Raw genomic sequence first — 16,889 nt, 5'->3', positions numbered from 1 at the left:
CCTCTACAGTATCACTGTTTTTTCAAGCTCTTTCTTGCTTGCTTTCCAGTCGGGGAACTCCGCGCTAAGAAGCGCATAGAAATCCTTTGAGTGGTTGGGGTGTATAAAATGGCAGAACTCATGCGTCACCACATGCTCTATGCAGTGCCGCGGAGCTTCTATGAGCCGCCTGTTCAGCGTTATTATGCCCTTGGTGTAATTGCAGCTTCCCCACCGCGATCTCATGGTGCGTATTTTCAGCTGAGAAAGGTCAACATCGTATTTCAGGAATTTACCGTGGACTTTCACTATCAGATCATGGAACACATCGCTGCACTGTCTTTCGTACCAGCCCTCCACAAGCTCCTTTGCGTGCTGAATGTCGCTTGTATCTTTCATATGTACTTCAAGTGCCATGCCCCACAGAGCAATGAATTCACGGCTGTCGGTCATAAGCTCCAGTCTCAGCTGCCTGCCCAGAAACATAAGTGCAGAGCCGTTTTCATAGCTGGGCTGAGCTTTTTTCATGTCACGCTCTGCGTAGTACTCAGCTGCTCTGCGGATATTATCGCTCCTGCTGATTATGAAGCTCTCTATCTCTCCCACAGGTACGCGCTTTGGCGCGGACACATACACCTCTCCGCTTTCCTTAACGCGAAGATTGATGTTTTTCACTTTTTTCCGTTCAAGTGTGTACTCCATAGCTCCATATGGAGTTGCCACACGCCTTATTTCAGTTGATAATGCTTTCATTTCCATCTCCTTTTAAACAATTATATCGCAGTAAAGCCTTTGTGTCAACCTCTTATGCTTTGCGCAGTATTTGTAGGGAACGCCGCCCTCGGTGTTCCGTGTAGGGGCGGATATTATCCGCCCGAAATGTAGGGAACGGCGCAGCTAACAGCTGCACGTACCCTCTGTCCTGCTGACATCTCCCTGCACAGCAGGGAGTCACTCGACGTCCCTTTAAGGAACGCCGCTGAAAGCATTATCCGCAAAACAAAAAGCCCTCACAGCCGAAGCCGTAAGGACCTGATGTATCATTTTCTATTCAGATATTCCCTGAGCTTGTCAAATATGCCCAGTCCGCGGGGATCGTTCTCCGCAGGCAGCTTATCAAGAGGAAAGAACCTCTGTGTTATGACTTCCTCGTCCTGCGCTTTCAGCTCCCCCGAAAAATCGCGGCATACATATATTATCCCTGCGGCGTAGGTCTGATCGCCGTTGGGATACTCATAAAAAGACTCCTTCCCCGACAGGTCCATGAAAAACTCAAGCCTGCCGCAGGTAAGCCCCGTCTCTTCAAGCACCTCTCTGCGGGCGCACTCCTCAAAGCTCTCCCCCAGCTCCATTGAGCCTGCGGGATAGTCCCAGAAGCCATTGTCGCTGCGCTTCTGGAGAAGTATCTCATTGTTTTCGTTTACGAGTATAACTCCCGCACCAGCCATGATAAGCGGTCTGCTGCCGAGAGTTTTGCGAAGCTCCAGAATATATCCCATACCGAAGTGCTCCTTTGCGTGATTTTTTATAATTATATCAGAGTTTGAACGGCATGTCAATCATACCGCGGAGTTGTCTCTGCGGCAGTATTTGCTTTGTTGTTAATAAACAAAATATCTGTTGACTTAACAGCTTTGATGTGATATAATGATATAAACTATGGGTGGATAACCACATGACCGAAAGAAGGTGGATCATTATGTTTATACAGGGCAGATGCTACAAATGCGGCGGATTCCTTGCTATCGACGGCTCAGAGGACGCGTCTGTATGTCCGTTCTGCGGCAAGCCCTTTATCGTCGAAAAAGCCGTGAAGTACTTTCAGAAATCCGAACCAAATAATATCAGCGTGGAAAAGGCTCCCGACGATCACGACGACAGCGACTTCATCGTAGAGCGAAGCATTCTGATCCGCTACAACGGCTACACCAAAAAGGACGTGCGTATCCCCGACGGCATAACTGTCATCGGCGAGAACGCATTTCAGGGCATGAACAATATCGAGTCCGTTTATATACCCGAGGGCGTTGAGATCATTAGCGAGGGTGCTTTTTCGGGCTGCAAGAACCTACAGGCTATCCACATCCCCGAAACCTTGGAAACTATAGACATAGACGCATTCAGCGGCTGCGTAAAGCTCAGGAATATGACCTTTCCCGACAGCATTAAAAATATCGAGTCAAGCGCTTTCACAGGCTGCACAAGTCTGGAAGCGGTCAATATCCCTCCGAAGGTGGAACTGCTGCCGTGGAGGATATTCGAGGGCTGCACAAGTCTGAAATACATCATCATTCCCGCAAGGGTCAAGACCATTGAGGACTACGCCTTTGCCGAGTGCACCTCTCTTGAAGAGATAAGGTTTGAATGTATCCATTCAGACGACGGCGATACCGCAGGAGTTTTCAGGATAGGTATGAACGCATTCAGGAACTGCAAGGCTCTCGGCAGCATAATTATCCCCGATACCGTCAGATTCATCGGCAATCAGGCATTCAGAGGCTGCTCGGGCTTGAAAAAGCTCCTTATCCCGCAGAGCATAAAGGCTGTCTATCCAATGGCATTTGCGGACTGCACAGGTCTTGAACAGATCACATTTGAGGGAGATACCGAGCTTTACAAGGGCAGCAACCCTTATAAGTACGAGAAAAATTCCGCCACCTTCCATAACTGCCCAAAGCTTCTCGATATTACATACAGCAAGCTTCAGCCGAACTACTGGGCTTTCCCTGCTTACTTTGCCGCTCAGGAGCCCGTCAACATAGAAAACGGCAGGTGCAGACACTGCGGCGGAGAATTCAAGGGCATTTTCGATAAGGTGTGCTCAGTCTGCAAAACTCCGAAAGATTACTGATTCACAAAGTCCTTGCAGTACAAGCTGTAAGGACTTTTTATACATTAAACTGCCTTTTCTGAGGACATAAATACATACAAAACCTGTTTTTTTATAATAAATAAAGCTTTTATAGCAAAAAGCCTTGACAAAGCGTCTGTAATGAACTATAATAATGACAGCAAAAACATGTACATACCTTAAAATCATTGATATGGAGGAATTCACATGAATAAGGCAGAACTTATTGACGCAATCGCAAATGAAACAGGTCTTTCCAAGAAGAATGTTGATGCAGCTATCAAGTCTTTTGTAAACGTTGTATCAGATACTCTTCAGAAGAAGGACAAGGTACAGCTCATCGGCTTCGGAACATTTGAGACTGCTGAGAGAGCAGCAAGAACAGGTCACAACCCTGCAACAGGCAAGGCTATCAAGATCGCAGCTTCTACATCAGTTAAATTCAAAGCAGGCGCAGCACTCAAAGAAAAGGTAAATACAAAGGCTGCAAAAAAGTCCAAGAAAAAGTAATATCAGAAAAACCGATACGATGATTCGTATCGGTTTTTTATTTACGGTATAAGTCTGAATTCCATTTCAACGGGATTGTGATCGGAATATTTAAAGCCTGTATCAATGGTGGTATTTGAGAGAACCTCCACATTATCCGAGACAATAAAGCCGTCGATCAGTATAACGAACTGCTGAGGATTGTAGGGTGCGTCCGCCACACGGCAGCTTGGAACATTTGAGGAGCACACCAGACGCAGCGGCTTTCCCTCAAAGCATTCCGTTTTAAGGGGCTTTGCCCATGTGTACTGATCACCCTTTATGCCAAAATACTCCGATGAATCTCCGAGAAGATCCTTGTTCATGTCGCCTCCGCCGATAATATAATTGCCCGCTTCATATTCCTGAGACATATCCGCAAGAAGAAGCTCCAGCTGTTCGTCGGAGATGTTTCCGTTTGAGGAGTAAGCCGACAGATGTACATTGTACAGTACAAGCTGCTTGTCTCCAACAGGCAGATAGGACTTGCTGTAGCAGCGGTCAAGGTCAACTATCTTCATGTACGAATCCTCAACAGGCAGCTGCCTGCGTATGGCACTGTCAATATCAAAGCTGCTCAGGGTCAGCAAGCCCGATCTTGACTTTCCGTGGGGCTGGGTGAACGGATAGAACAGGAACGCACTGTCCCAGTTGACAGCAAAAACGCTGCTGCCGTCCTTCATAGCCTGAGTGAGATATTCCCTTTCGTCAACATGATAGGAACGTGTTGCGTCCAGATCCACTTCCTGCAATATCATGAGGTCGGCATCAAGACTGCCCATAAAGTCAGTCATAGCCTGCATATTCTTTTCAAGACGCTCTTTGCTCCAAGCCCAACTCTCGGTGCCGCCGTCCATAAAGAAGCTGTAGTCGGGCTCATAGGCTCCGAAGCCCGCGTTGAATGACACTATCTTGTATTCAGTGCCAGTCTGTATGGGCGAGGTCTTTCCGCGAACCACGTCAAGCTGCTGATTATCAGGGATACGCTTATACGAAATAAACAGGTAAGCGATATACCCCAGCAGGATAAGAAGCAGAAATGCAATGATAGTTATAATGATACGAAGGGGACGATGTCTCCGCTTTGCCGAAGCTTTTTTATTCTCAGCCATTTTTAAACCTTCTTCTGTAATAATTGCTTGATCTTGTGCAGCGAATGATAATATACAGCAGTCCACGCAGAACAGTTCAGCTCCTGACAGTACTCACTGTATTGCACTATGATACCACATTTCGGCTTTTTTGTCAATGATATTGTATTCAGAAATACGCCGCCCGAATTTGATAATCATTCTCAAATATGAAAATTATGTGAAAAATATTGTGAAAGTATTGACATTCTACGGGTTTATGATATAATAAGCAATGCCTATATGAAAATGATAATCATTTTCATATTGTAGATATCAATACATCTAAAAACCAATATTCTAATTCGGAGGTTTAAAAATATGTTTAAGAAAAAAATGCTGACAGCAATGGTTGGCGTTGCTATGGCAGCTGTGAGCTTTACAGCATGCAGCTCTGAAAATAACAGCTCATCAAATAATGATGCCATCAAGGCTACGGTCGCTTCACCAGAAGCTTCCAAGTCCTACAGCGTAGTATGCACTATCTTTCCCGAGTATGACTGGGCAAAAGAAATAGTGGGCAGTAATTCCGAAAATGCGGAACTGTCATACCTGCTTGACAGCGGTGTTGATCTTCACAACTATCAGCCTACAGCAAGTGATATTATGAAGATATCTACCTGCGATCTGTTCATATACGTTGGCGGAGAGTCCGACGAATGGGTGGAAGATGCTCTTGAAAACGCTCAGAATAAAGATATGAAAGTTATAAACCTCATGGACGTTCTCGGCGATTTCGCAAAGGTCGAGGAGCTCAAAGAGGGCATGCAGGAAAGCGAACATGAGCATGACGATGATGAGCACGAAGAAAGTGAAGAACATGAGCATGAGCATGAACACGAAGAGGACGAAGTTGAATACGACGAGCACGTATGGCTGTCCCTCAAGTACGCAAAGGTGTTCTGCGCCGAGATAGAGCGCAAAGTCGCAGAGATCGATCCTGCCAACGCTGATGCCTACAAGAGCAACTATGACGAATACATCAAGAAGCTGAACGACCTTGATTCCAAATTTGAGACTCTCTTTGCCGTTGCTCCCGAAAAAACTCTTGTATTCGGTGACAGATTCCCGTTCCGCTACTTTGTTGACGATTACGGTCTTGATTATTATGCTGCATTTATCGGCTGCTCCGCCGAGTCTGAGGCAAGCTTCAACACTATCAAGTTCCTTTCGGACAAAGTCAAGGAGCTTGACAGCAAGACCGTCTTTACTCTTGAAAACTCAAAAAAGGATATAGCTGAATCAATTATTACAAATTCAGGCAAAAAGGACGTAAAGATAGCTGAGCTCAATTCCCTCCAGTCTGTATCAAAAGACGATATAAACGACGGCGCAAGCTATATCTCACTCATGCGAAAGAACTACGACGTTCTCAGCAGTGTTCTTATGTGAGGTGCGCCATGTCAGATAAGAAAATACCCGTTATACTCATCACTGGCTATCTCGGCTCGGGAAAGACAACTCTCATGCAGAATCTGCTGAAGCAGGAGCAGCGCAAGATAGCACTTATCGTAAATGATATGGGCAGCGTCAATATAGACGCCGCCCTCCTCAATAAAAATCGTGACCGAATATCCTCAGTTGAAATGGTAGAGCTCCAGAACGGCTGTATCTGCTGTACTCTCAGAGATGAGTTTATCGCCGAGATAGAGCGTATCTCTCAGCTTCCCGATATCGAAGCTGTTTTCGTTGAAGCCTCGGGGATAAGCGAGCCGTCAAATATCGCCGCTTCATTCGTTGTCTACACAGAGGATAATCCCGATACCAATGTGTACCTCAGCTCTGTTGTGTCAGTCGTTGACGCAGACCGTATCTACCGCGAGTTTCTCCGTGAGCTAAGCATGGAAAACGACACCGAAGAGGGCGACATAATCAATCTTATCATCGACCAGATAGAGTTCTGCAGCCTTGTTATCCTCAACAAGACAGACCTGCTCAGTGACGAACAGATCGAAGAGGTCAAAAAGGCTATCAGCGATATACAGTCCGAAGCCGAGATAATCCCCTGCATAAACAGCGAAGTCGATACCGACAAGATAATGCACGGAAAAGAGTTCGATTATCACGCAGTCCTTGCTTCATCATCGGTACAGCGTGCCCTCAATACCAACGAGCCCACAGACAAGGAAGCCTGCATGGACGAGTACGGTATAACCTCATTTGTCTTTGAGGAAGCTCGTCCCTTTGACCGTGACAAATTCATGGACTTAGTCGATGAATACCCCAAGGAGCTTATCCGCACCAAGGGCTATGTGTGGTTCGCAGACGATGATGTACATATACAGCTCTTTGAACAGGCAGGCAGGAACGCCAGCGTTACTGAGCTGAACGAATGGCTTGCGGCTTGCCCACAGGAGGAGCTTGACGCCATGTTCGAGAATTATCCCGATCTGAAAGACGACTGGGACGACAGATACGGCGACCGTATCAATCAGCTGGTATTCATAGGAAAAGGCTATAAAAAGGCTGATATCCTTGCCAAGCTGGAAAGCTGTCTGGCAGTATGAGCAGCAAGGCGATACCTGTATATCTGTTTCTCGGTTTTCTTGAAGCAGGAAAAAACACAGTTCATACAGAAGACTATCTCCGATAAGCGCTTCGGCAAAGACGAAAACATTCTCCTTAGAAAATTTTGTATTCTCCTGAAGCATTGGCCATTTTCCATATCACAGCACAGATACTCAAAAAAGTCAATCCGCATCACAGCGCAATGCACTGGGGAAAATCCACATTTTGCTGCGCCTTTCACAAGAATTATTACAATCATTCCACATCGCTGGACTCGGGTGGTTTTATCGGCTATAATGAAGTCACAATAAAACTTTTGGAGGTACGAAGCTATGTTAAAAACACCCGAAATGGCAATGCCGAGAACACACAAGGTCACAACAGTCTGCAACAGCAGGCGTAAGGCTTGGAATGATCGTGAAGAAGCAAAGGCATATTTCCTTGAACTTATGATGTCAACTGATGATGAGGAACATGAACGTGCAGAGTGCATGTCCCAGTCGGGAGGAAGTGAAAGGATCAGAGCCTGAAGTCCTTTTGCTTTCAGGGAGAGTCTTTTGTCTCTCATCAATTCATTGGATATTACGGTAAAACCACATTTTAGCTCGACTTTACAGTACGCCATCAGCTGCCACCAGCTTCTATTTTTGAAAAATCAAAAGAAATTTTCAAAATACTATTGACAACTGATTCATTTTGTGCTTGGGGGAGACAAAAATATTTTTCAAAAAACCTCTTGACAAACTCCTTGTTTTGTGCATTGTATCCCTCAAAAGAAATTTCAGGAAAAGTATTGACAACTCCTGAATTTTGTGATATGGGAGAACTTCTGCATCTTATTGTGGTGAGCATAACTTGATATCTTCCTTTCGTTTTTTATCATAACAACAAAAAAAGCCCCGTACCAGCAGTGTATTGAACACCGCAGATACGAGGCTTTAATTATTTTTTCAGTGTTTATCCTACTTCAAGACAGAACACCATTTTGATATCTCGCCACTGATTTTTCCGTAAATAGCTTCCATGAGCCTTTTTATAGGCTTTCGCCATTTCAAAGGTTATCGGAAACTCCCATGAAATCGTGACTTTAGAACTACTACTTAGAAGCGATAGCAGCCTGAGCAGCAGCCAGACGAGCGATTGGAACACGGAAAGGTGAGCAAGATACATAGTCGAGACCGATCTTGTGGCAGAACTCAACAGATGTAGGATCACCGCCGTGCTCACCGCAGATACCGCAGTGGAGCTTAGGATTAACAGGCTTACCGAGCTTGATAGCCATTTCCATGAGCTTACCAACGCCAGCCTGATCGAGCTTAGCGAAAGGATCGTTCTCGAAGATCTTCTTGTCGTAGTAAGCGCCGAGGAACTTGCCGGCGTCGTCACGTGAGAAGCCGTATGTCATCTGTGTAAGGTCATTAGTACCGAAGCAGAAGAAGTCAGCGTTAGCAGCGATCTCGTCAGCTGTAAGAGCAGCTCTTGGGATCTCGATCATTGTACCAACTTCGTACTCAAGGTTAGCACCAGCCTCAGCGATAACAGCGTCAGCAGTCTCAACAACGACCTTCTTAACGTACTTGAGCTCCTTAACATCGCCAACGAGTGGGATCATGATCTCAGGCTTAACGTTCCAGTCTGGGTGATTCTTCTTAACATTGATAGCAGCCTTGATAACAGCCTTTGTCTGCATAGCAGCGATCTCAGGATATGTTACAGCAAGACGGCAGCCTCTGTGACCCATCATTGGGTTGAACTCGTGGAGTGAAGCGATGATGTTCTTGATGTCAGCAACTGACTTGCCCTGAGCCTTAGCGAGAGCAGCGATATCATCTTCCTCAGTAGGAACGAATTCGTGGAGAGGTGGATCCAGGAAACGGATAGTAACAGGGTTGCCCTCGAGAGCCTCATAGAGAGCCTCGAAGTCGCTCTGCTGCATTGGCTCGATCTTAGCGAGAGCAGCTTCTCTACCCTCAACTGTATCTGAGCAGATCATCTCACGGAAAGCAGCGATTCTGTCTGCCTCGAAGAACATGTGCTCTGTACGGCAGAGACCGATACCCTCAGCGCCGAGCTCTCTTGCCTTCTTAGCGTCAGCAGGAGTATCAGCGTTTGTACGAACCTTGAGAGTTCTGTACTTATCAGCCCAAGCCATGATTCTACCGAACTCACCAGCGATCTGAGCATCAACTGTAGCGATGATACCGTCGTAGATGTTACCTGTTGTACCGTCGATAGAGATGTAGTCGCCTTCCTTGAAAGTCTTGCCGCCGAGCTCGAACTTCTTGTTAGCTTCGTCCATCTTGATGTCGCCGCAGCCTGAAACGCAGCACTCACCCATACCACGAGCAACAACAGCAGCGTGTGATGTCATACCACCACGAACTGTAAGGATACCCTGTGCAGCCTTCATACCTGTGATGTCCTCAGGTGATGTCTCAAGACGTACAAGAACGACCTTCTCGCCCTTAGCAGCCCACTCTACAGCGTCGTCAGCTGTGAATACGATCTTACCGCAAGCAGCTCCGGGTGAAGCACCGAGACCCTTGCCGATAGGAGTAGCAGCCTTGAGAGCCTTTGTATCGAACTGTGGGTGGAGAAGTGTATCGAGGTTTCTTGGGTCGATCATTGCAACAGCTTCCTGCTCTGTCTTCATGCCCTCATCAACGAGGTCGCAAGCGATCTTGAGAGCAGCCTGTGCAGTTCTCTTACCGTTTCTTGTCTGGAGCATATAGAGCTTCTTGTTCTCAACAGTGAACTCCATATCCTGCATATCGTGATAGTGATTTTCGAGAGTCTGGCAAACTTCCTTGAACTGAGCGAAAGCCTCAGGGAATGTCTCAGCCATCTGCTGGATAGGCATAGGAGTACGAACGCCTGCAACAACGTCCTCGCCCTGTGCGTTTGTGAGGAACTCACCCATGAGCTTCTTCTCACCTGTAGCAGGGTCACGAGTAAATGCAACACCTGTACCGCAGTCGTCGCCCATGTTACCGAATGCCATTGACTGTACGTTTACAGCAGTACCCCAAGAGAATGGGATATCGTTATCTCTTCTGTATACGTTAGCTCTTGGGTTGTCCCATGAACGGAATACAGCCTTGATAGCGCCGATGAGCTGCTCCTTGGGATCGTCAGGGAAGTCTGTGCCGATCTTAGCCTTGTACTCAGCCTTGAACTGGCCAGCGAGCTCCTTGAGGTCGTCAGCGTTGAGCTCTACGTCCTGTGTAACGCCCTTCTTAGCCTTCATCTCGTCGATAAGCTCTTCAAAGTACTTCTTACCAACTTCCATAACTACGTCAGAATACATCTGGATGAATCTTCTGTAGCAGTCCCAAGCCCATCTTGGGTTATTTGACTTTTCAGCGATTGTGTTAACAACTGTCTCATTGAGACCGAGGTTAAGGATTGTATCCATCATACCGGGCATTGATGCTCTTGCACCTGAACGAACGGAAACGAGGAGAGGATTCTCCTTATCGCCGAACTTCTTGCCTGTGATTCCTTCCATTTTAACGATATACTCGTTGATCTCAGCCATGATCTCATCAGAGATTCCGCCGTCCTCGTAGTACTGAGTACAAGCCTCTGTTGTGATTGTGAAGCCCTGAGGAACAGGGAGACCGATGTTTGTCATCTCAGCCAGGTTTGCGCCCTTGCCGCCGAGAAGCTCTCTCATGTTGGCATTACCCTCAGAGAAAAGGTAACAATACTTATTTGCCATTGGTGTATACCTCCATTTTTAACATTACCGAATACTTCCCCCAAAGGGTACAATATCCGAGTTATACATATTATAACACATCTTAGAAAAAAATACCATATATGTGATGACAAAAAATAGCCGTTTAAAACGCTGCACTTTGTACAAAAATCAACAAAGAAGTTGGTTTTCTGCAAAAAAGGCTTGCATTTAAAGTTAAAGTATGTAAAATTAATAATATAACGTATATTATAAGGAGAACAAAACATGAAAAAATTTTCAGCACTTATTCTTGGCAGCATGCTTGCCCTTTCACTGGCTTCCTGTACGGACAACAATGATACTCCCCTGTCCTCTGCTGAGGTCACAACAGCAGAGACCACAACAGAAGCCGTGACTGAACCCACAACGGAAAAGGCGACCAAGCCCACAGTTGAATACTATGACGGGCTTATCTGCTCGGACAATATGACCGACAAGGAAAAGGAGCGGTCAAGCTTCCGCGAATTCACCCTCCTTGACCCCGACAAGGCTTTCACTATCGGCAAATGCGGACTTAACTCCTATTACCTCTACGACTCGGACAAATCCAAGCTAAAGAAGACTAAGGACAATTTCCGCGAGCTGACCATATACGACGAACAGCTGGACCAGCAGTTCCTTGTGCATATAACACTTCCGCCCAACTACGACAAAAACAAGGAGTACCCCGTGGTATTCATTACTGACTCGGCATATCACCTCAAAAAAGTTCCCGACCTATGGAAACTCATCGACGAGGGCGAAGCTTCTCCCGTTATATTTGTAACTCTCGGTTACGATTATGATACCCGTGAGGAAGAGGAGCGCTTCAATAAATTTGTTTTGCAGGAGAAAGAATTCCTCGATTTCATAACCGATGATCTTATGAAAACTATCTCCCTCAATTACAAGATAGACGAATCACGCTCCGTATTCTTCGGACATTCATTCGGCGGTCTTTTCTCGCACTACGCTCTCTGCAATTCCGACAAGTACGAATATCAGCCATTTAAGGACTACATAATCGGAAGTCCTTCGTTCTTCATATACTTCTATCCCGACTCAGAGTATTACGATAACAGCAGTATCGAAGACCCCTACGCTTATCAGAGGGAGTTCGACTACTTCGACCGCAACGAAACTATGGATAAAAACGTGTTCATATGCGCAGGCGGCAGAGAAGCCTATAACGACCTTAAAGACGCCGGCGACCTCAAACTTATCCCCGAGGAAGCAAAGGATCTGTACGAAAGACTTATATCTCACAGCGTAAATGCGGAGCTGAAAATATATGAGGACTGCTATCATAACAATTATCTGGCAGATATGCTGAAAGACTACATAAAGCAGAATTTTCCACCCGAAGCATAAATACAAAGGAGAAAACAGTAACATGAAAAAATTTTCAGCACTTATTCTTGGCAGCATGCTTGCCCTTTCACTGTCTTCCTGCACAGAAAGCCAGCCCGATCCTACACCGTCCATTGAGCAGACACCGATCGAAACAACAGCGGAACCGACTACAGAGGATCCCGCAGTATTCGACAAAATCGCTGAGGACACCGCAAAAAGCTACATAAAAACCGTGGTCGACGAGCACAGTGCTCTGTCTGCCGCAAAGCTCATGTTTCCCAAAGACATAGCCTTGAAGTCCTTTACCACGGAAGATATAGCCCGCGAAAAGCTGTTTGACGGCATGGAAATGGACACAGGCGCAAAAACAGGCGATTTCCGCACCGATAAATGCGTCCCCCTCTCCGAATCTCAGCTGAAAGACGCAGAGGCATTCTATGAGAAATACGCCAATGTCATAAGCGGACTTCCGAAAATGGATTACACCGTCGTAAACGGACGCGAGATAACCTTTACCGTTGCCCTTGAAAGCGGTGATGACTCACAGGACTACACGGCCACCTATGTTATCGTGGACATGGGCGACGAGGGGTACAAGGTAATAAATACAACAGCAAGCAAGCTCGAAGGACTTGCAGACTGAGGATCATAAAATACAGGAGGAAAATGATATGAACAAAGCAGTAATTTTAGCAGGCGGACAGGGCAAGCGCATGAAAGCGGATATGCCCAAGCCTCTTTTCAAGGTTCTCGGCGAGCCTATGCTCCGCTGGGTAATATCAGCCTGCGAGGAAGCAGAAGTAAATGACATCTGCGTGGTAAAGGGCTTCAAGGGCGAGATGATAGACGAGTATCTCGGCGGCAAGTACACCACAGTATTACAGGCTGAGCGTCTCGGCACAGGTCATGCTGTACAGCAGGCTATCCCATTCCTTGAAAACGACAAGAGCGGCAATACTCTGGTACTCTGCGGTGACGCTCCTTTCATCGACGCCGAGACTATCCGCAGCTCCCTTGAAATGCACGAGAAGCAGAACAACGCAGTTACCGTTATCACCGCGGAGCTTGACCAGCCCTTCGGCTACGGCAGGATAATCCGCACTGAAAACGGTATCAGCGGCATTGTTGAGCAGAAGGACGCAACCGAGGAGCAGAGAGCTATCAAGGAAGTAAACTCAGGCGCATACTGGTTCAGGACAGCCGACCTTGCAGACCTGCTGGGCAAGCTCAAAAATGACAACGTTCAGGGCGAATACTACCTTACAGATACTATTTCCATTGCTATTTCCGAGGGCAAGAACGCAGGCGCTTACAAGTCCGACAACGCTGACATCATCAAGGGTGCCAACGACCGCAAGGATTTACTGGAGCTCAACACCTACGCACGTATGGCAGTTATCGAGAAGCACCTTGCAAACGGCGTTGAATTCACCTGCACAGACGGCGTAGTCATCGAGCGCGGCGTCACTATCGGCGCAGGCACGGAGATACTCCCCAATACAATAATCCGCAAGAATACAACTATCGGCGCTAACTGCAAGATAGGTCCCAACACAGTAGTTGAGAACTGCAAGCTTGGCGACGACGTAAATCTCCACACCGTACAGGCATATGAAGCTGAAATTGAATCAGGCGTAAAGATAGGACCCTACGTACATATCCGTCCCGACAGCGTTATCCGCTCGGGCGCTAAGATTGGCGACTTCGTTGAGATAAAGAACTCCGTGATCGGTGAAAAGACCGCTATCGCACATCTTGCATACGTAGGCGACAGCGACATCGGAAAGCGTGTAAATATCGGCTGCGGAACAGTTACCGTAAACTACGACGGTATCGAGAAGAGCCGCTGCATTATCGGAGATAACTGTTTCGTAGGCTGCAACACCAACCTGATCGCCCCCGTAAAGCTGGGCAAGGCAGTATACACCGCCGCAGGAACCACCGTAACAAGGGACGTTCCCGACTATGCACTGGCTATCGACAGAGGCGTCATGAAGATAAATGAGGGCTATACTCTCCGCAAGCTCAAGAGCAAGCTTTCTAAGTGAGTAAAAATCCCGAAAGCGATCGCTTTCGGGATTTTTCAGCCATTAGCCATTAGCCTTTAGCTGTTAGCCATGTAGGGGCGCCGTTTCGGCGCCCGTTCTAATATCATCGAAACTCGCGGGCGCCCAAAGGGCGCCCCTACACTACTCTCTACTTTCTACTCACTAATCACTGAAAAAGCGTGATGAACACAGTTCATCACGCTTTTTGTTACAGTGACTTTATCCTCTCGGCAGAGTCGCTTATCTCAGCCCATGAGTAGTCTATCATATACTCGCCGTGGTAGGACTTGAACGCCTCCGTATCGCCCGAGAACAGGTCGTAGAGGTCGCAGTCCACAGCTTCCTTGTTTATCTGTATCTGTCGGTTCTGCTTGATAATGACGTTCTGGAAGCCTGCCGCTTCGATATCCTTTATCAGGTCGGAAACGTACTGTGACACCTTTTTCGAGGTAGGTCTGTCGAAGTCCTCGACTTCAAGCACGTCCGCAGCTATCTCCTTGCTTGTGACGGGATATCCGCACTGGTCGATAAGATAGGCGAATATTTCCTTGGAAATAGTACGGGAAAACTTCAGCGGCACATCGTCCTTGCCGAAAACGCGGAAATTACCGAATGTGCGTATCTTCAGCTTGCCGCTGTCCTTATCCTCTGCGGGTGAGGAGTATCTGAAATTCTCAAACTCGTTGCGTATATCCTCTTCGGTATAGGGCTTCATTATGTATCCGCTGGGACGCATCTGTATGGCGGCAAAGGCGTATTCGGAATAGCTTGTAACGAATACTATATTGCACATGGGCGAATGCTTTTTCAGCTCTATCGCCACCTGTATGCCTGACATCTTTCCTATGCGTATATCGAGAAATGCAGCGTCAAAGGGTTCCTTGTTGTCGTACTCCAGAAACTGGGACGGTCTGCGGAACGAGACTACCTCTGCGTCGGGACGCACCTTATGTATGGTATCAACAAGAAGCTGTAATGCATAACGTTCATCATCAATTGCCAGGATCTTCATCGCTTAACTCCTTTGGAATAATTATAGTGCATTCTGTTCCCTCATCGGGAGCACTTTTTATAATAAGCTCGCCGCCGCACTCATCGGCGAGTCGCTTTCGTACATTGGAAATGCCTATATGACTTTCATCAAGGTCTTTCAGAGACTCTATCTCGAAGCCTGCTCCGTTGTCCTTTATAACTACCTTGTGGCTGTCCTCGGTCTCCTCGGTGGATATCCACACTGTACCGCAGCCGCTTTCCGACCTGTTTATGCCGTGCTTTACGGCGTTTTCCACTATGGGCTGTATAGTCAGCACGGGAAGTGTGAAGTCTGTGTCCTTTATGTCGAACTCCACATCAAGCTCGTCCTCAAATCTGAGCTTTTCCAGTGAAAGATATACCTTTGTATGCTCCAGCTCCTCCTTTATGGTAACAAGTCTCTTCTGTCCCATTGCTTCAAGGTTCTTTCTGAGGAACTTCGAGAAATCTATGAGAGCACCCTTGGTCTTCTGAGTATCCTTGTCGCAGAGGTAAATTATGGACGTAAGGGAATTGTACATGAAATGGGGCTGTATCTGGGAAATAGTCAGCTGACGCTTGCTTCGCTCAAGCTCAAGCTCGTTGGTCTGGAGCTTCAGCTTTATCTCGCTCTGATAAATGGCTACAAGGTAGAAATAGTAGATTATGATATCAAGACCTACTATCTCGTCCATAAGGTCAACGACTATATATGTGGCTTCAAGATAACATTCAAGGAGCGTGAGGAACACTATGAATATGACCGTAAAGCCCTTGCTCATCTGCTTTTCCTTGATAAATCCTATGGAATATCGGATAAGCAGCAGAAGATACATCATACCCACCATATACGGCAGCAGGAACAGTATATCATCACCATAGATCAGATGCTTGTCGTAGTGGAATATTATCTTTGGACCGATAAGATTCACAAGCTCCGCGATAATAAGAATGATCTCGGGTATCAGGATTATATACTTTTTCTTTACGGGAGCCACCAGAAGTATGAGCACATAGGCTATCATGGGAAAGAGTATATGCTCTATAGCCGACCGCAGGTACATCAGCGTCTTTACGCTGTCGCCGTTATAGTTCTCATGAACATCATAAGCTGATTGCATGTACCAGTCCTTCATGGCGGTATTGAACACAATAACGGACAGAAGCACCATTATAACGGCAATATGGTCGGTTCCGTGAGGATTCTCCTTGCGGTTTTCCATTATCATGATAGCTACACCGATTATCATTGCGATAGAAATGAAATTATTGTTAAGTATCTCTCGGATAGTATCCACTCGGAGTACCTCCCTGCTATTGCAAAAAATATATACAAATGCATTATATCACATTCTGCACTGTTTGTAAAGAAATGGCAGACCAATTTTTGTAAACTTTTTTTGTCCGCAAAAAATTTTTCAGCTAAAAAAACGCCGAAAAATCCGCTTTTATCAGATTTCTCAAAAAAAAATTTCCGCAAACCGCCAAAAACAGGCGTTTTTTGTTGAACCATGTGGAACAGGTTATGATACAATAATTACGGGATATGATATGTATATATCGTGATAGCAGAAAGGACACAGGCACTGCGGCTTTAGGAACTGGGGGGAAACAGTGCCGTTCGGTCGCTGACCGTGCGGGATGTGCTGCGGTGTCTCCTTCTCTGCAAGAAGCGGATCCCCGCTCCGTACAGGGGGCAAAGAGAGATTAAAGAGGTTTTATGATCTTCATTGTTATTTCATTATAACGGCGGCGCAGCT

At 46.6% G+C, this 16,889-nt stretch carries 15 protein-coding genes; 8 read left to right on the top strand and 7 right to left on the bottom strand.

Annotation, left to right across the window (positions count from 1 at the left end):
- Positions 1-3: 3 nt before the first annotated feature.
- Together N774_RS0111825 and N774_RS0111820 are read right to left on the bottom strand one after the other, a co-directional pair.
- A complete protein-coding gene (locus N774_RS0111825) occupies positions 4-732 on the bottom strand; it encodes a M48 family metallopeptidase (protein WP_024861445.1) in 729 nt (242 codons plus the stop codon).
- Between the two features lie 287 nt (positions 733-1,019).
- Positions 1,020-1,478, bottom strand: coding sequence for an NUDIX hydrolase (locus N774_RS0111820; protein WP_024861444.1), 459 nt, complete (start codon positions 1,476-1,478; stop codon positions 1,020-1,022).
- Between the two features lie 176 nt (positions 1,479-1,654).
- Here N774_RS0111820 and N774_RS0111815 point away from each other — a divergent pair, with 176 nt between their 5' ends.
- Positions 1,655-2,830: a leucine-rich repeat domain-containing protein gene (locus tag N774_RS0111815; RefSeq protein ID WP_080770488.1), complete on the top strand. Its 1,176-nt coding sequence runs from the start codon at positions 1,655-1,657 to the stop codon at positions 2,828-2,830.
- Positions 2,831-3,037: 207 nt separating this feature from the next.
- A complete protein-coding gene (locus tag N774_RS0111810) occupies positions 3,038-3,340 on the top strand; it encodes an HU family DNA-binding protein (RefSeq protein WP_024861442.1) in 303 nt (100 codons plus the stop codon).
- Positions 3,341-3,381: 41 nt separating this feature from the next.
- Here N774_RS0111810 and N774_RS0111805 read toward each other — a convergent pair whose 3' ends face one another.
- Positions 3,382-4,470: an endonuclease/exonuclease/phosphatase family protein gene (locus N774_RS0111805; protein WP_024861441.1), complete on the bottom strand. Its 1,089-nt coding sequence runs from the start codon at positions 4,468-4,470 to the stop codon at positions 3,382-3,384.
- 339 nt (positions 4,471-4,809) lie between these two features.
- Between N774_RS0111805 and N774_RS0111800 the strand changes: the two genes are divergently transcribed.
- From N774_RS0111800 to N774_RS0111790, 3 genes are all read left to right on the top strand, one after another.
- Positions 4,810-5,880, top strand: coding sequence for a metal ABC transporter substrate-binding protein (locus N774_RS0111800; RefSeq protein WP_024861440.1), 1,071 nt, complete (start codon positions 4,810-4,812; stop codon positions 5,878-5,880).
- A gap of 8 nt (positions 5,881-5,888) precedes the next feature.
- Positions 5,889-6,995 carry a CobW family GTP-binding protein gene (locus tag N774_RS0111795; RefSeq protein ID WP_037280266.1) on the top strand — a complete coding sequence of 369 codons (1,107 nt, stop codon included), beginning with the start codon at positions 5,889-5,891 and terminating at the stop codon, positions 6,993-6,995.
- A 333-nt stretch (positions 6,996-7,328) separates the two neighbouring features.
- Complete coding sequence (locus N774_RS0111790) at positions 7,329-7,526, top strand: hypothetical protein (protein ID WP_024861438.1); 198 nt, start codon at positions 7,329-7,331, stop codon at positions 7,524-7,526.
- Between the two features lie 94 nt (positions 7,527-7,620).
- On the opposite strand, the gene N774_RS0111785 is transcribed toward N774_RS0111790, so the two are convergent.
- Positions 7,621-7,848, bottom strand: coding sequence for a hypothetical protein (locus N774_RS0111785; RefSeq protein ID WP_024861437.1), 228 nt, complete (start codon positions 7,846-7,848; stop codon positions 7,621-7,623).
- Positions 7,849-8,092: 244 nt separating this feature from the next.
- Positions 8,093-10,717 (bottom strand): pyruvate, phosphate dikinase, encoded by a 2,625-nt coding sequence (gene ppdK / locus N774_RS0111780; protein ID WP_024861436.1) that lies wholly within the window; start codon positions 10,715-10,717, stop codon positions 8,093-8,095.
- A 246-nt stretch (positions 10,718-10,963) separates the two neighbouring features.
- Between ppdK and N774_RS17430 the strand changes: the two genes are divergently transcribed.
- Genes N774_RS17430 through glmU form a run of 3 tightly spaced genes read left to right on the top strand, consistent with a single transcriptional unit; the run spans position 10,964 to position 14,118 of the window.
- A complete protein-coding gene (locus N774_RS17430; RefSeq protein WP_024861435.1) occupies positions 10,964-12,088 on the top strand; it encodes an alpha/beta hydrolase in 1,125 nt (374 codons plus the stop codon).
- 22 nt (positions 12,089-12,110) lie between these two features.
- Positions 12,111-12,713, top strand: coding sequence for a hypothetical protein (locus tag N774_RS0111770; protein ID WP_024861434.1), 603 nt, complete (start codon positions 12,111-12,113; stop codon positions 12,711-12,713).
- Between the two features lie 28 nt (positions 12,714-12,741).
- Positions 12,742-14,118, top strand: a complete 1,377-nt coding sequence (glmU, locus tag N774_RS0111765) for a bifunctional UDP-N-acetylglucosamine diphosphorylase/glucosamine-1-phosphate N-acetyltransferase GlmU (RefSeq protein ID WP_024861433.1) — start codon at positions 12,742-12,744, stop codon at positions 14,116-14,118.
- A gap of 208 nt (positions 14,119-14,326) precedes the next feature.
- Here glmU and N774_RS0111760 read toward each other — a convergent pair whose 3' ends face one another.
- Together N774_RS0111760 and N774_RS18350 are read right to left on the bottom strand one after the other, a co-directional pair.
- Positions 14,327-15,130, bottom strand: a complete 804-nt coding sequence (locus N774_RS0111760) for a LytR/AlgR family response regulator transcription factor (protein ID WP_024861432.1) — start codon at positions 15,128-15,130, stop codon at positions 14,327-14,329.
- Positions 15,111-16,427 (bottom strand): sensor histidine kinase, encoded by a 1,317-nt coding sequence (locus N774_RS18350; RefSeq protein ID WP_024861431.1) that lies wholly within the window; start codon positions 16,425-16,427, stop codon positions 15,111-15,113. The genes N774_RS0111760 and N774_RS18350 overlap by 20 nt, the downstream gene beginning before the upstream one ends.
- Between the last annotated feature and the right edge of the window lie 462 nt (positions 16,428-16,889).

The organism is Ruminococcus flavefaciens AE3010 (assembly GCF_000526795.1).
GTDB lineage: Bacteria > Bacillota > Clostridia > Oscillospirales > Ruminococcaceae > Ruminococcus > Ruminococcus flavefaciens_D.
Note: the sequence above shows the minus strand (reverse complement) of the source record. Positions and strands in the feature narration are given on the sequence as shown.

Bases quoted from the DNA above. Each gene is read 5' to 3' on its own strand.
- N774_RS0111795 (WP_037280266.1), top strand. From the start codon at position 5,889: ATGTCAGATAAGAAAATACCCGTTATACTCATCACTGGCTATCTCGGC.
- N774_RS17430 (WP_024861435.1), top strand. From the start codon at position 10,964: ATGAAAAAATTTTCAGCACTTATTCTTGGCAGCATGCTTGCCCTTTCA.
- N774_RS0111810 (WP_024861442.1), top strand. From the start codon at position 3,038: ATGAATAAGGCAGAACTTATTGACGCAATCGCAAATGAAACAGGTCTT.
- N774_RS0111785 (WP_024861437.1), bottom strand. From the start codon at position 7,848: ATGCTCACCACAATAAGATGCAGAAGTTCTCCCATATCACAAAATTCA.
- N774_RS0111805 (WP_024861441.1), bottom strand. From the start codon at position 4,470: ATGGCTGAGAATAAAAAAGCTTCGGCAAAGCGGAGACATCGTCCCCTT.
- ppdK (WP_024861436.1), bottom strand. From the start codon at position 10,717: ATGGCAAATAAGTATTGTTACCTTTTCTCTGAGGGTAATGCCAACATG.
- N774_RS0111770 (WP_024861434.1), top strand. From the start codon at position 12,111: ATGAAAAAATTTTCAGCACTTATTCTTGGCAGCATGCTTGCCCTTTCA.
- glmU (WP_024861433.1), top strand. From the start codon at position 12,742: ATGAACAAAGCAGTAATTTTAGCAGGCGGACAGGGCAAGCGCATGAAA.
- N774_RS0111825 (WP_024861445.1), bottom strand. From the start codon at position 732: ATGAAAGCATTATCAACTGAAATAAGGCGTGTGGCAACTCCATATGGA.
- N774_RS0111820 (WP_024861444.1), bottom strand. From the start codon at position 1,478: ATGGGATATATTCTGGAGCTTCGCAAAACTCTCGGCAGCAGACCGCTT.
- N774_RS0111790 (WP_024861438.1), top strand. From the start codon at position 7,329: ATGTTAAAAACACCCGAAATGGCAATGCCGAGAACACACAAGGTCACA.
- N774_RS0111760 (WP_024861432.1), bottom strand. From the start codon at position 15,130: ATGAAGATCCTGGCAATTGATGATGAACGTTATGCATTACAGCTTCTT.
- N774_RS0111815 (WP_080770488.1), top strand. From the start codon at position 1,655: ATGACCGAAAGAAGGTGGATCATTATGTTTATACAGGGCAGATGCTAC.
- N774_RS0111800 (WP_024861440.1), top strand. From the start codon at position 4,810: ATGTTTAAGAAAAAAATGCTGACAGCAATGGTTGGCGTTGCTATGGCA.